The organism is Streptomyces canarius (assembly GCF_014650735.1).
In the GTDB taxonomy this organism is placed as follows: Bacteria; Actinomycetota; Actinomycetes; order Streptomycetales; family Streptomycetaceae; genus Streptomyces; species Streptomyces olivaceoviridis.
In genome coordinates this window covers 23,620-36,747 of the sequence record NZ_BMVN01000025.1, presented here as the reverse complement: position 1 = coordinate 36,747, position 13,128 = coordinate 23,620, and the positions used below count along the sequence as shown (strand labels likewise).

Here is a 13,128-nt window from a genome sequence, read left to right as displayed (position 1 = left end):
CAGGTGAGGGGGTAGTACGCCTCACCTGTCATCGCCGGTGCCGGTACGAAGGCGAATGCGGTGTGCTTGGTTCAGTGGGCCAGGAACACGAGCGCCAGACCTATGAGTGCCGGGACGGTCTGGACGAAGAGGATCTTCCGGCTGGCGGTCGCGGCTCCGTACAGGCCCGCCACCGCGACGCACACCAGGAAGAACGTCTTCGCCTGGAATCCCACCGGGTCGGACGCCACCGCTCCCCACACCAGACCGGCGGCGAGGAAGCCGTTGTACAAACCCTGGTTGGCCGCGAGCGCCTTCGTCTCGGCAGCGAACTCGGCACTGGTCCCGAAGGCGGCCCGAGCCCTCGGGCCGGTCCACAGGAACATCTCCAGTACCAGGATGTAGACGTGCAGGCAGGCGATGGCCCACACCACAGCGGTTGCGATGATCGACATGCTGACAATGATCCAGGTCTCCACGGGTCGTTGAGACGGCCCGGTGCCTCCACGCGTCGCAGGGGCGGTCAGTCGTCGGAACCGTGGCGTTTGCCCTTGCCCTTGCCGTGCTTGTCCTTGGGTCCCTCCTCCTGGTCACCGCCCTGTTCCTGTGTCTGCCGCGGTGCGGGTGACGTGGCGGGCGCCGAGGCCGGTGAGGCGGTCCCTGTCGCCGGTTGCGAGGTGGCGACCGTGCTGGGAGCGGAGGCGGGCGGGGACGGAGGGGTGTCTTCGCCGGAGTTCAGCGACGCTCCGAGGGCCGCCGCCGCGGCGAAGAGGGCGAGGCCGGCACCGCCGACCGCTGCCCTGGCTGTCAGTTTCCGGCGGGCCCGCGGACGGGAGTGCGTCACGGCGCGGGACACGCGGGTTCGCGGGGCGGGTGCCGAGGTGGTGGGCATGACGGGGGCCGGAGGGGTGGGCATGACGGGGGCCGGAGCGGTGGCCGGCGCCGGCGGAAGAGCGGTGCCGTGCGGTTCGGGGGCGTGGGAGACCCGGCCGTACGACGCGAGCCAGTCGGCCGCCTGGTCCGCGGTGGGACGGTGTGCCGGTTCCTTGGCGAGCAGGAACAGTATGTAGTCGGAGAGCTCCTGGGGGATGCCGGGGCGCAGCCGGGCGGGCGGCGCGGGCGGGGCGTCGACATGCTGCTGCACCACGGCCAGCGGGGTCGTCCCGCGGAACGGGGGCCGGCCGGTGAGGAGTTCGTAGAGCACGCAGCCGAGCGAGTAGACGTCGGACGCGGGCTGGGCGGGGCGGCCGAGGGCCCGTTCGGGGGCGAGGTAGTCGGCGGTACCGACGATCTTGCCGGTGGCCGTCAGACCGGCCGCCGCTTCGTCGGCGAAGCGTGCGATGCCGAAGTCCGCGATCTTCGCCGTACGGTCGGCGCTCAGCATCACGTTGGCGGGCTTGACGTCCCGGTGGATCACCCCCTGCCGGTGCGCGGCGGCCAGGCCGGAGGCCACCTGGGCCCCGAGGGCTGCCGCCTCCTGCGGATCGAGGGCGCCGCGCAGGGAGCGCTCCTGGGCCAGACTCCAGCCGTCGACGAGTTCCATGACCAGGTAGAGCCGGCCGTGGTGCGAGCCGAAGTCGTACATGCCGACGACGTTGGGATGGTTGAGCCGGCCCGCGGTCTGGGCCTCCAGCCGGAAGCGCTCCGCGTCGGCGGCCTCATCGGTCCGCAGCAGCTTGACCGCCACGGGCCGGCCGAGGAGGCGGTCGTCGGCCCGCCACACCTCGCCCATCGCGCCGCTCCCCAGCCGGTCCTGTAGCTGGTAACGGTCGGCCAGCAACCCCTGCACACCCACCCCGATCGCCACGACACCGTATGTCCCCGCACACCCACGGCCCGCCTGAGGCGGGCAGGCCACGGTGAACGAGCCTGCCAGTCCGCAGCACGCGACCGCCCGCCCAGAAGAGGACGAGCGAGCACCACCGGACCCTTGGTCATGGGTCCGCCTGGGCGGGGGTCCACTACAAGGAGCGCGAGGATGCCGAAAGGTGTTACGCATGATCATTCCAGGTGCGGGGGCAGCCCCGTCACGGGGGAAACCGGCACGCCCTGATCAGCGCACCGCGCCGCGGCCGTGTCCCGGGGTGACGGGCATCATGGCCGGACCGGCGCCTGCACAGAGGGAAGCCCACGGTCGGTTGCGGAATCCGCCCGGCTGCCGCCGGATTTCGGAATCTGCGCAGGAGCACCACACAGGCTGCACACGGCCTTTCAAAGGGGTCGTTAGCGTTGCTGACCGCTCGACTCCCTGTACGAGCGTGACCAGGCCGTGGCCCGGGCGGGCGACGGCGCAGTCAAACCCAGGAAGACCGCAGATGGACTACTGCTCCACGTGTCGTCGGCACCTCAACGGCGCCCTGGTCTGCCCCGGGTGCGGTGCGTACGCCCCGGACATCGCGCCGCCGTTCCTCACCGATCGCGTCGGCCCCGACCGGTCCGCCGGGTGGGCCGCCACGGGTGCGTCCGCCGTCACGCCGCCCGGGACCCGGGGCGACGGATTCCCCTGGGACAGTGAGCCCCAGCCGGAGCAGGACACGGGGTCCGCCACCGGGCCGTCCGCCGACACCGCGGGCACATCACCCGCGCGGCCGGGCAGGGCGGCACGCCGCCGCCAGCTCGCCCGCCTGAAGAAACACCAGCGGCGGGCCGTGGTCGCCACCGCCTTCGCACTCGTCGGCGGCGGCCTGTCGCTCGCCACACTGGACCGGCACACCACCAGCCAGGCGCAGGCGGCCACCGCGCCGGAGGACCGGAGCATGGGCGCCGCGAGGGAGCGGGTGGAGACGGAGCCCGCTCAGCCGGCCCCGCGGGCTCCCGAGCATCACGCGCCCCGCACCACGCCCGGGACTCACGCACCGGTCAGCGCCGCCCCTCGGCACCAGACCCTCCCTGCCGCGCCCAGCACGGCGGCCCCGGTGACCCGGCCGGACCCCGTGCCCTCTCACCGCCCGGTCGTCACGTCGCCCCCGCAGCAGCAGACCGCCGGGTCCGCTTCCTCCGGCGGCACGGCGAACACAAACGGGCCGGCCCCGGACCACACCGACACGCCGACCCCACCGGCCCCTGCCCCGACGACCGGCGGCACGGAACCGGACACCCCCGGGACCGCCCCCGCCCCGGCGGCGACGCCACCCCCCGCCCAGCTCTGCCTGCTGGGCCTCTGCCTCGGCTGACCTGCCGACACCACTGGGCCGGAGCAGGGGAATTCACCATGGCCGGCGGAGTGCCGATGTCAGAAGGCCGCCTCCGGTGCCGGAAGACGTACCGGGGGCGGAGTCTCAAGGTGCCGAGGCACGGGTGGCCAGCGCTGCCGGGATGCCGTGCCGTCTTCGTACCAGGGGTCCGTGGTGGCGTACACGGGTGTCGCGGAGATCGCGGCCGACGCGGGAGGCCGAGCTGACGAGGTACCGCCCACGAGGGAGACCTCCGCACCGTTCCGGTGGCTGCCCCGACCCGTCCTGGCACAGGTGAGGATGCCGTACCAGCGAAGCCGGCGGTACCAGGTCCAGGCCGCGTTCTCGAAGGTGCCGGCCGGCTGACGGGGCACTGCGCCACTGCTCGTCTCCAGCACCGGCTCCCCGGGGGAGACGCCGCCGACGCGGAGGTCCCCGCGTGGCTCCGGGCGTGTGGGCCATTCGGCTCCGGGGTGGTGTACGGAGCGAGTGCGGCCGGAACGCTCCGGAATGGTGGCACTCGGCGGCGATCCGCGGGCGCTCCTCCGGCACAGGAACGAAGGAACCGGCATGAGACATCGCATGGTCGTGCTCGCCATGGTGAGCGCGCTGGCCACGGCCGCCTCGGTCACGGCGGCCTCCTCCAGCCCGGCCCCGGCACACGCCACGTCCCACAGCGCGGGGCCACGGCCTCCCGAGCCCACGCGTCCCCCCGGACCGACGCCTCCGCCGGGCGGGGCGGGCGGCGAGGCCTGGGCGTGGACGCAGCTCACCAGCCGCGGGACCCAGATCCGCTACGTGTCCACCGACACGAGCCAGCAGTGCCCCTCGGTGCGCTACACCCTGGGGACGGCCAGGGACACGCACCAGATGCACCAGGTGAGCACCCCCATGGGGGCGCAGTTCCCCACCACCGTCTGCGAGCTGGGTGTGCCCCTCACGGCGTCCGGCGCGCGGCTGGAACAGGTCCCGGCTGCCGTGCTGCATCCCGGCGACCGCCGACTCCCCCTGCCCGACTGGACGTCGACGACACGCCCCCAGAGGATCGCTGTCATCGGTGACACCGGCTGCTCGGTCCCGAAGGCCGGTACGGTCCAGAACTGCGCGAACCATCAGACCGGCTGGCCCTTCCCGACGATCGCGAACAGCGCCGCCACCGTGACGCGACCCGATCTCGTCATCCACGTCGGTGACTACCTCTACCGCGAGGACCCGGACAGGGAGAACGACAAGCAGCAGAATCCCGGCTGCACGACGACCGCCGACGCGGCGAGCTGGGACTGTGTCGTCGCCGACTTCTTCAGACCCGCGCAGACGCTGCTCGCCGGCGCGCCGGTCGCGTTGACACGGGGCAATCACGAGGACTGCAACCAGAACTTCAAAGGTGGTGCGGGTGGTGCGTGGTTCCGCTACCTAGCCGACGACCTGCGCGGCGACGGGACGTGCGACCGGTACACCGATCCCGTGGCGATCCGCGCCGGCCTGCTGAACCTCGTCTCCGTGGACTCCTCGTTCGCCGACCCCATGGACAACGGGAGCACGGCGGCCAAGGCCGTCTTCACCAGGCAGCTCGACCAGGTGAACCAGTACGCTCAGCGGCGTCCCGGTGAGGACTTCTTCCTGTTCACGCACAAGCCGCTGTGGATGGTGAAGTCGGCGGGGCACACGACCGGCGACGTGACATGGCTGACCAGGGTCCTCGGCGACGCGGTCGCCGACACCGCACTGCGCCGGCTGGCGCGCAACGTACGACTGGTGCTCTCGGGGCACGTGCACCTCTACCAGATGATCGATTTCAACACGGTCCGCCCACCGCAGCTGACCGTGGGCTCCTCGGGCGGGCCACTGGACAGCGGCCCGGACGACCTCCTCGTCCTCGGCCAGCCGGTCGGCACCCCAACGCAGCCCGTCCACCAGTCGATCACCCAGACGGTGGGCCCCATGGGGGGCACGGGCGTCTTCGGGTACGCGGACCTCGGCTACAGCTCCGCCGGAAACACCTGGGTCCTCACCTTCCGCAACACGAACGGCCGCGTCCTCGGTCCCACCTGCCGGCTCGACACGAGCCTGGCCGACAAGTCGTTCCTGTGTCCGCCGGGCACCTCGACCGGGCCGGGAACCAACCGGCCCGGCGGACCCGTGGCGGCTCGATGAGCCGCCGGTCTCGACGCGTCGGACACCGCGGACACCGCGCGCGGCCGGTGGCACGACCACGGACACGGGGCCTGTGGGGGGCGCACGATGCCGGTCGGCGTGGACGAGCGTGATCCCGGGGGACGGGAACCCCGTGGTCGTCCACGTCCGTCATCGCCGACCCGTGCGGAATCGCCGGAGGCGTTTCGATGCGCGATGCTGTGGGCGCGACGGTTCCGTCCGCTGACATTCCCACGGTGCCCGTGTCGCCGCCGAGTCCGGAGATCCCGCAGTGCTTTTCGACGTCACCCGCAGTGAACTCGTCGGCCTCTTCGGCGAGGACCGGCTCATGGTGCTGCCCGCCACCGCCTTCCCACCCGTCGCCGCGGACTGCGAGGGCGCCCGTCTGTTGCAGACCGTCGGCGTCCCCACCGGGACGCTCTGGCTGCGTGTGCCCGACGAGGACGACGGTCTGCTGCCCCTCGTCCAGGACGTCGTCGACGTCGAGGATGCCGAGGACGCCGGGGAGGGTGCGGGCGGATGGCCCGTCATCGGGTGGCTGCTCAACGCCCACCTCGCCCTCGACCCCGCTTCCGGCAAGGTGCACGCCTTCGACGCCGACGAGGCGACCGTGCGGGAACTCCACACGGACGTCTCCTCCCTGGTCCAGGTCGCCCTCCGGTTCCAGCGCCTGCTCGACGAGTTCACCTTCAGCGGCGACGACGGCGACGAGGAAGCCCACTTCGAACGCCTGGAGCGCGAGGTCGAACGCATCCGTCAGGAGACGCACAGCAGCGACCCGCTCCCCTTCCAGGACGACGAGACCGTCTGGTCGGTGGTCGGCGAGGAGATCGCCGCGGGCCAGCGCTTCAAGGGCGACAGCCCGGGAGCCCGCTCGCTCCACGGGTGATCACCGCCCGTCCCTCCGCTCTTCAGGGGCGGGCCGGGAGCCAGCGTTGCTGGACGGCGCGCACGCCGGCCTCGAAGCGGCTGCGGGCGCCGAGGCGGTCCATCAGTTCGGAGGCTATGCGACGGGCGGTGCGGTGGGACACCCCGAGGCGCTTGGCTATGGCCTCGTCGGTGTGGCCCTCGGCGAGCAGGCGCAGGGCGGTGGCCTGCTGGCCGGTGAGGCCGTGCGCGTCGGTGGGGACGACCCGGCCGAGGGGCTGGGCGGACTCCCAGGTCGTCTCGAAGAGCGCGCACAGAGCGGTGAGCGTGCCCTGTCCGGTCAGGAGCACCGCGCCGGCGGCGGTGTCGTCACTGCTGACGGAGATCATGGCGGTCCGCCGGTCCATGAGGATCATCCGTGTCGGCAGCGACGGCACCGTGCGGACCTGACCGCCCAGCCGGGCCAGCCAGTCGGCGTGCTCGACAGTAGGGCGGTTGGTGCGCACGCTGTCCAGGTAGATCGTGCGCATCCGCACCCCGCGGCCGAGCAGGTCCTCGTTGAGCGGCCGGGACGCGGCCATGTTCTCCGCGGTCTGCGGCCCGCCCGGCGCGAACGTCAGGAACTCTCCGCGCACCTCGCGGGTGAGGACGGCCAGCCGGTCGCGGATCTGGTCGAGCCCCACCAGTTGCTCCACGCTGGGGTGACTGGTGGCCGGCCGTAGTTCGGCGTACTCCGAGATGAGCTGGGCCGCGGCCGCCCGTGAGGCCTCCAGGCGCTGCTGCTGCGCCGCGAGCCGGGCCTGCTGCCGGGCCATCAGGATCTCCATGCCGATGTCCGGCGACACCGCCCGCAGCCGCCCCGCGTCCCCGGCGGCGGGACGCACCAGCGCCAGCTCGCTCAGGGTGTCGAGGGCGTCGCGCACCTCCTCCTCGGACAGCCCCGCGGTGTCGCCCAGGTCCGCGACACCGGCGGCCGGGTGTCTGAGCATGGTGCGGTACACCGTCTCCGCGACGGAATCGAGTCCGAGTCCGGTCAGCACGTGGGTCCCCCGTTTCTGCACCCGACATCCCCTGTTCGGCGTCGATCCTCGCAGAACGGCAATGTTTCGTCACAGGATCAGGCCGGAACGGGCCAGGGACACAACCGACCACCCGGGAAGCAGACTTGGCGGCTGCCTTCGTTGAGACGCTGGAGCGCATGTACCTCGTCCACGCGCACCTGGAACTCCCTCCCGGCAGCCACCTGCCGCCGGACGTCCGCGAGTTGGTGCGCTCGTCCCTCGTCCCCGGCGACCGCGTCGAGCACGTCTCCGTACACGTCCGCTCCCCCGCCCGGCTCACCCTCGGCCTCTATGCGCTGGCCGACGGGCTGGAGGAGGCCGAGGAACGGGCCGTCCGCGTCTGCGGCCGACTGCTCCGCGAAGTGCCGCAGTTGGCGGCGGCGCGACTCACGGGAGCCGGGGTGCCGCTGCTCCCCCTGGCGTTCGAGGCACAGCCCGCCGACTGACGTACAGGGCGTCACCGACCCCCGTGGACGTATCGGTCCAAGGCCCTTTCCGTCCACCGGGGACCCCTTCTCACGGGCCCGGCCGGCGACGAACCTGGTGATCACCGGCCAGGGCGCGCGTCACCGCGGGACGCGACGGCGGGCCGGACCCCGCACCTCGTCCCGGAAGGAACGGTCAGCCATGCCTCGCACCCGTATCGCCAGGGCCGCCGCGGTCGCCTCCCTCGTCTTCGCCGCGGCCCTCGCCGCCCCGGCCGTCACCTCGGCACACGGGACGGACGCCGAGTCCTCCACCGTCCTCGCCGGTGACGCCGGCTGGCAGGTCACGCCGGTGGACACCGGCCGGCAGGCCGCTGCGGCCGACGCCGGCTGGCAGTAGGCCGCCCGCCGTCCCTGACGACATCCGCCGGCGGTAGGCACCGCCCGCCGCCGCTGACGGCGGCTCCCGCGCGTCCCGCCCGCCGGTCCACGACCCGCGCCCGCCCTGCTCCACGACCCGCGCCCGCCCTGCTCCACCTCAACCGCTCCCGGGGGGAACCAGAAGTGAAGAACGTCCGCACCGACCGCCGTAGAGCCGCGAGCCTGCTGGCCGCCGCCGCCCTGAGCACCGGACTCCTCACGGTGGCCGCTCCCAGCGCCGACGCGGCCACCACCTGCTCGGGCAGCGTCAACATCTACGGCGTACTCTCCGACGGCCGCCTCACGTTCAGCCAGATCAACCCGGCCACCGGCGACCTGGCCAAAGTGCTCGTCGGACCGGACCTCGGCTTCGAGCCGCAGGCCATGGCGACCCTCAACTTCAACACCGTCCTGGTGACGTCGACTTCCGGTGCCCTCTACCGCATCGACATCAAGACGAACAACACCAGCCTCGCCCTGCTGAACCCGCCGGTGAGGATCGCCGACAGCGGCTGGACCCACGACAAGCTGACCTACGACGGTCACGGGCACCTCTACGGCACGACCACCTCCGGGCTGCTGCTGCGCTACAACGTCACCGAGGACAAGCCGGCCGGCTCCCAGCACATCGGCGTCCGCACCGAGATCGACACCGGGTTCGTCCTGAAGACCCTCACCGCCACCGGCGACGACCGGCTCGGTGCCACGACCGAGGACGGACGGCTGCTCGACTACACCGTCGCCGGTGCCGGTGCCTGGAAGAGCAACGCCCTGAAGTCCTCCGGCTGGTCGGGCTTCAACCAGCTCGTCTCCCCCGGCGGCGGGCTCTACTACGGGCGGCTCTCCACCGGTGCCATGTACTGGTACAAGGACGCCAACCCGACGGACGGCTCCGGCGCGGACATCACGTACCACCTCGACGACCCGGTCAACACCAGTGGCTGGACGCAGAAGCTGCTGTCCGCGCAGCCGGGCACCTACACCTGCACGACCTCCGTGGACACCGTCGATCGCAGCGACATCTCCGAGGTCAAGGCCGCCGGGCGGCAGCTGATGAACGACAAGGACGCGGCCTGGGCCAACACCACCCAGTGGGCATGCCTGGAGACCCTCTGGGACCACGAGAGCGGCTGGCGCTGGAACGCCACGAACCCGTCCTCCGGCGCGTACGGCATCCCGCAGGCGCTGCCCGCCTCCAAGATGGACGTCGCGGGCGACGACTGGCACGAGAACCCGCTGACCCAGATCAGATGGGGCCTGGGCTACATCGACGGCCGCTACGGCTCCCCGTGCAACGCGTGGAACTTCTGGCAGGCGAACAACTGGTACTAGACCTCACGGACACGGCACAACGGCGGCGCCCCCTCCTTCCGAGGGGGCGCCGCCGTTGTGCGCCGGTCAGGCGATCTTGTCGTAGCGCAGGGCGATGTAGGACGAGGCCGGGTGGCTGTCGATGGTGCCGCTGTAGGCGTTCGCGGACGAGTAGTTCATGTCCGAGCTCGGGCTGCCCTCGGAGTAGTAGTAGAAGGTGCCCGCGTCCTGGTCCTTCCAGCCGGCGAAGAGGACCGCGTGCCCCTCGCCGCTGGAGTTCAGCGCGTCACCGGGCCTGAGGTCGGCCTTGGAGATCTGCGTGCCCGCGCTGGGGAGGGTCTGTGTCGTCAGCGAGGAGGTGAGGTGCCAGGCCATGGAGACGAATCCGGAGCAGTCGGTGCGGTAGGAGTCGTCGCCCTCGATGTCGGTGGCGTAGGCGCTCTGGCTGTACTGGACGTTGCGGTTGTACCAGTCCCTGGCGCGGGTCATGACCTCGCTGCGGTAGATCGTGCCGCCCTGCACGGAGTGCGGCGGGGCCGACGGCACGTAGGCGCAGTTGTTCGCGTAGGCCGACAGCAGGGTCTGCGTCCAGCCGGAGGCGTCCACCGGGTCGTTCGGGTGGTAGGCGATGTCGGAGCCGTCCGCGTCGGTCGGGTCGGCGTCGTGGTACCAGTACATGCCGCCGTTCGTACGGCCGTAGTAGAGGCCCCCGCCGGGGGAGGACAGCGAGTCGACCGCCGACCAGCCGCTCGTCTTCAGCACCGCGCGGTCCCAGTCGTTCACGCCGTTGATCTTGTAGCTGAGCAGGCGTCCGTCCGAGGTGGAGGCGATGATGCGGTCGTCGCCCGCGGCGGCCAGCGTCTTGAGGACGAAGCCCGTGTCGATCACGACGTGCTGGCCTATGTGGGCCGACCCGGAGGGCTTGTCCTGGGACACCAGGTACTGGTGGAGCTGCCCGTCGACCGTGCCGTAGAGGTGGCCGGCGCCGTCGTAGACCATCTTGTCGAAGGTCCAGCCGCCGTCCCAGATCTTGACGACCCCGGCGAGGCCCAGGGACGTGTTGTTGGTCTGGACGTCGACGCGGTAGAGGTCACCGGTGGTCGACGTGACCAGCACCGTGTTGAAGTTGAGCGTCGCCATCGCCTTCGGCGTGAAGCCGAGGTTCGGGCCGATGAGCGTCTTGACGCGGTCGCCGGTGTTCGGCTCGATCTGCGTGTACGTCAGTCTGCCGTCCGACAGCGTGCCGTAGACCGACACGTCACCGGTGCAGGAGGCGGCGGCCTGTGCGGCCCCGCCGGCGACGGTGACCAGCCCCAGGGACATCGCGCCGACGGCGAGGGCGGCGGACGTACGGCGAACGGCATGGCTCAGCTTCATGGTCTCTCCTGCGGCACGGAAGTCGAGCGGGCGCGCGCACGTCCCTGGCCCGGACAGCTGCTTGGCAGGTACGGCTGCGAGGGTTGTTCGCGGGTGTGGCGCCCGGTGGCAGGAACTACTCTCGCCACAGGTCAGGGCTGCTGGAAGAGAGAGACGCTGGCCGCAAAGGTCCCTGGCCGCTAGCGTCCTGACGGGGTGCTCGTCGTGGGACGGCGGCGGGCGGCGGTGCCTTCGGCAGGAGGGGTACGGCGTCACGAGCACCGGCGTGGGCCCGTACCCCGTGGGGTCGTCCGGGCCTCGACGGCGTCCGGGTTACCGCACGTCCACGTAGTCGGCGGTCGACTTCTGTAACCGCGGTGATCGAGGTTGTCCCAGTCGGCCCGGGTGAGCTTGCCGGTGACGGTGAGGGTCTTGCCCTGGGCGATGTCCAGGTGCCGGCGTGGGCGATGCGGTCGTCGTAGGTCTCACAGGGGTTCGCACCATCCGGTCCACGCCACAGGACGAAGTCCGCGTCCTGGATGCCCGACGGGCGGGTGAAGGTCCCTCAGACCGTGACCGTCTTGGCGTAGAGACCGACCACGACGTCCTGGGCGCCGTCGAAGGAGACGTTGCTGATCTGGACGTCGGTCTGGGTCTCGTCCGCTTGGGCACCGGTGGCGGCGAAGCCGGCCAACGCGGCGACGGCGGCGAGCAGAGCGGAGGCGGCGCGTAGGCGGACGTGTCTCCTCGCAGAGGGAAGGCAGCGACCCCGCCGAGCGGGAGCAGCGGGGTGGTGGGAGCCGGTCAGGGGCCGGTCACGGACCTGATCGTGTACGGGTAGCTCTCCTGCTGCCAGACCACCCTGAACCGGGCGGCCGGGCGGGTGTCGACCCGGGGTACCCGGCCGTCCGACGTGAGTGTCTTCGCGGTGCCGAAGGTGCCGGAACGGCTGATCAGGCGGGCGCTGGACTTGGTGTAGCGGTACGCGGGCGTCGACTTGGGGACGACCGTGTGGAAGACCAGCATGCCGTCGCCGTCGAGGTCGGTCGCGAGGGCAGGCCCAGACCTGTGCGCGGGCACCGCCGCCGGAGTGGTGGGTGATGACCGCGTCGCCGTCCCGGTCCACGCCGACCCGCACCGTGCCGAAACCGCCGTACGCCGCGATCGGGGAGGTGAGCACCTTGGTCGAGGAGACGGACGTCGATGTGATCCGCCTGGCCACGACGTCCGAGCCGCGTGCCCACGCGACGACGAACCGGCCGCTGCGGTCCACTTCGATCGCCGGTTTCTCCGCCGAGCCCGAGCCGAGGGTGATGGCCGTGCCGACCGTGCCGTCGAGCCTGAGGCGGCGGGCGACCGCGTACCAGCTTCCGCAACGGACCGACGAGGCTGCCGGCGGCCGAGACCCGCCGGCTCATGACCTGGCTGTCCTGCTGCCAGACCACCGCCGAGTCGCCGGTGTCGTCGGAGGTGGCCTCGGGCCAGGACGGCGCGGCACCGTCGGGCGACAGGGTGCGGATCGGCGTCACCGTACCGCTCGCGGTCTTCACCCTGGTCTGGATCCGGTAGGAGCAGCCCGGCGTCGAAAGGTCGCAGGCGTTCCAGGCCGCCTCGGCGCTGACGGCCATCGTCGCGGTGGCCGCGATCCCGGCCGCCGCGGCGACGGAAACCCCGGCAAGGACACGACGCTTCACCGCACGCCCATGACGTGCCGCACGGGAAGCCACCCTCGTCCCCCCACTTCGCTCGCGGGCCCCGGCCACAGCCAGGTCACATACGTCACTTCGCCGCTCGGACCGCACCTTCACCAACGGTGACCCCGAGGTCGCGGTCCCCGCGGACGCCCGGCAGACCGCGAGCGGTGCCGTGAACCGACCGGTCAGCGATCCTTGACCATCGCCACGGTGAAGCTGTCCTTCCGGCCGGACGTGTAGTCGACGTGGTCCCAGACCGACAAGTGCGCACTGTCCTTCAGCGTCAGCTGGAGGACCTCGCTCGCGTTGCTCCAGTTGTAGGAGAAGAACCGGAAGTTCCTGTCCGGGGTGGCTTGCAGCACCTTCGAACGCGATCCCCAACTACAGTCCTGAGTGGCGTCGTTCGGGCAGGTGGACCAGGCTCTGGCGTAGAGGCGGCAGTCCTCTCCGGACCACACGTCGATACGGCTCAGTCTGTCGTCGGACGAACGCCATGTGCCGGAGAAGCCACTTGCGAGGCACAAGGCGGACGCGTGTCTCGCCGAGGTGAGCGTCAGCACGACCGCGAAGAGGAGCGTCAAGGCGGTCGCCATGAACAGCGCCGTCGTCCGGCGCAGGGGACTGCGGGCAGAGGAGACCTGTGTCATCGCGAACCTCCGGTGGCGGGTGCGAGCACGGGGCGTCCCGC

Annotated in this window: 14 protein-coding genes and 1 pseudogene; 8 read left to right on the top strand and 7 right to left on the bottom strand. The window is 71.6% G+C overall.

Features of this window, described 5'->3' with window-relative positions; genetic code table 11:
• Positions 1–71: 71 nt before the first annotated feature.
• Together IE294_RS29310 and IE294_RS29305 are read right to left on the bottom strand one after the other, a co-directional pair.
• A complete protein-coding gene (locus IE294_RS29310; RefSeq protein ID WP_189891016.1) occupies positions 72–434 on the bottom strand; it encodes a DUF1304 domain-containing protein in 363 nt (120 codons plus the stop codon).
• A gap of 68 nt (positions 435–502) precedes the next feature.
• Entirely contained in the window at positions 503–1,786 is a 1,284-nt protein-coding gene (locus IE294_RS29305; RefSeq protein ID WP_189891014.1) for a serine/threonine-protein kinase, read from the bottom strand.
• A gap of 508 nt (positions 1,787–2,294) precedes the next feature.
• On the opposite strand from IE294_RS29305, the gene IE294_RS29300 reads away from it, so the two are divergent.
• From IE294_RS29300 to IE294_RS29290, 3 genes are all read left to right on the top strand, one after another.
• Complete coding sequence (locus tag IE294_RS29300; RefSeq protein ID WP_189891012.1) at positions 2,295–3,152, top strand: SCO2400 family protein; 858 nt, start codon at positions 2,295–2,297, stop codon at positions 3,150–3,152.
• 570 nt (positions 3,153–3,722) lie between these two features.
• On the top strand, positions 3,723–5,306 hold the full coding sequence (locus tag IE294_RS29295; protein ID WP_229917402.1) for a metallophosphoesterase family protein: 1,584 nt from the start codon (positions 3,723–3,725) through the stop codon (positions 5,304–5,306).
• 271 nt (positions 5,307–5,577) lie between these two features.
• Positions 5,578–6,195 (top strand): SUKH-4 family immunity protein, encoded by a 618-nt coding sequence (locus IE294_RS29290; RefSeq protein ID WP_189891010.1) that lies wholly within the window; start codon positions 5,578–5,580, stop codon positions 6,193–6,195.
• A gap of 22 nt (positions 6,196–6,217) precedes the next feature.
• On the opposite strand, the gene IE294_RS29285 is transcribed toward IE294_RS29290, so the two are convergent.
• Positions 6,218–7,213: a helix-turn-helix domain-containing protein gene (locus IE294_RS29285; RefSeq protein ID WP_189891124.1), complete on the bottom strand. Its 996-nt coding sequence runs from the start codon at positions 7,211–7,213 to the stop codon at positions 6,218–6,220.
• A 158-nt stretch (positions 7,214–7,371) separates the two neighbouring features.
• Here IE294_RS29285 and IE294_RS29280 point away from each other — a divergent pair, with 158 nt between their 5' ends.
• The 4 genes and pseudogenes from IE294_RS29280 to IE294_RS50300 all read left to right on the top strand — a co-directional run bounded on the left by IE294_RS29280 (position 7,372) and on the right by IE294_RS50300 (position 9,411).
• Positions 7,372–7,680: a hypothetical protein gene (locus IE294_RS29280; protein WP_189891008.1), complete on the top strand. Its 309-nt coding sequence runs from the start codon at positions 7,372–7,374 to the stop codon at positions 7,678–7,680.
• A gap of 181 nt (positions 7,681–7,861) precedes the next feature.
• Positions 7,862–8,059, top strand: coding sequence for a hypothetical protein (locus tag IE294_RS29275; protein ID WP_189891006.1), 198 nt, complete (start codon positions 7,862–7,864; stop codon positions 8,057–8,059).
• Positions 8,060–8,463: 404 nt separating this feature from the next.
• Positions 8,464–8,961: pseudogene (locus IE294_RS50305) on the top strand (tachylectin-related carbohydrate-binding protein); the annotation flags it as partial.
• 171 nt (positions 8,962–9,132) lie between these two features.
• Complete coding sequence (locus IE294_RS50300) at positions 9,133–9,411, top strand: aggregation-promoting factor C-terminal-like domain-containing protein (RefSeq protein WP_449340623.1); 279 nt, start codon at positions 9,133–9,135, stop codon at positions 9,409–9,411.
• A 66-nt stretch (positions 9,412–9,477) separates the two neighbouring features.
• Here the strand turns inward: IE294_RS50300 and IE294_RS29265 are convergent, their stop codons facing one another.
• From IE294_RS29265 to IE294_RS47915, 3 genes are all read right to left on the bottom strand, one after another.
• On the bottom strand, positions 9,478–10,767 hold the full coding sequence (locus IE294_RS29265; RefSeq protein WP_189891003.1) for a tachylectin-related carbohydrate-binding protein: 1,290 nt from the start codon (positions 10,765–10,767) through the stop codon (positions 9,478–9,480).
• Between the two features lie 544 nt (positions 10,768–11,311).
• The gene (locus IE294_RS49110; protein ID WP_268252820.1) at positions 11,312–11,440 is read right to left on the bottom strand and encodes a hypothetical protein; all 129 of its coding nucleotides are present in this window, start codon (positions 11,438–11,440) and stop codon (positions 11,312–11,314) included.
• Between the two features lie 110 nt (positions 11,441–11,550).
• Positions 11,551–11,826, bottom strand: a complete 276-nt coding sequence (locus IE294_RS47915; RefSeq protein ID WP_229917401.1) for a hypothetical protein — start codon at positions 11,824–11,826, stop codon at positions 11,551–11,553.
• A gap of 336 nt (positions 11,827–12,162) precedes the next feature.
• On the opposite strand from IE294_RS47915, the gene IE294_RS29255 reads away from it, so the two are divergent.
• A complete protein-coding gene (locus tag IE294_RS29255; RefSeq protein ID WP_189891142.1) occupies positions 12,163–12,315 on the top strand; it encodes a hypothetical protein in 153 nt (50 codons plus the stop codon).
• 310 nt (positions 12,316–12,625) lie between these two features.
• Here the strand turns inward: IE294_RS29255 and IE294_RS29250 are convergent, their stop codons facing one another.
• Positions 12,626–13,087, bottom strand: coding sequence for a hypothetical protein (locus IE294_RS29250; RefSeq protein ID WP_189891140.1), 462 nt, complete (start codon positions 13,085–13,087; stop codon positions 12,626–12,628).
• Positions 13,088–13,128 lie beyond the last annotated feature (41 nt).

Excerpts from the sequence above, each read along its gene's own strand:
- IE294_RS29280 (WP_189891008.1), top strand. The coding sequence starts at position 7,372 with ATGTACCTCGTCCACGCGCACCTGGAACTCCCTCCCGGCAGCCACCTG.
- IE294_RS29265 (WP_189891003.1), bottom strand. The coding sequence starts at position 10,767 with ATGAAGCTGAGCCATGCCGTTCGCCGTACGTCCGCCGCCCTCGCCGTC.
- IE294_RS29310 (WP_189891016.1), bottom strand. The coding sequence starts at position 434 with ATGTCGATCATCGCAACCGCTGTGGTGTGGGCCATCGCCTGCCTGCAC.
- IE294_RS29300 (WP_189891012.1), top strand. The coding sequence starts at position 2,295 with ATGGACTACTGCTCCACGTGTCGTCGGCACCTCAACGGCGCCCTGGTC.
- IE294_RS50300 (WP_449340623.1), top strand. The coding sequence starts at position 9,133 with ATGAACGACAAGGACGCGGCCTGGGCCAACACCACCCAGTGGGCATGC.
- IE294_RS29275 (WP_189891006.1), top strand. The coding sequence starts at position 7,862 with ATGCCTCGCACCCGTATCGCCAGGGCCGCCGCGGTCGCCTCCCTCGTC.
- IE294_RS29250 (WP_189891140.1), bottom strand. The coding sequence starts at position 13,087 with ATGACACAGGTCTCCTCTGCCCGCAGTCCCCTGCGCCGGACGACGGCG.
- IE294_RS29255 (WP_189891142.1), top strand. The coding sequence starts at position 12,163 with ATGACCTGGCTGTCCTGCTGCCAGACCACCGCCGAGTCGCCGGTGTCG.
- IE294_RS29295 (WP_229917402.1), top strand. The coding sequence starts at position 3,723 with ATGAGACATCGCATGGTCGTGCTCGCCATGGTGAGCGCGCTGGCCACG.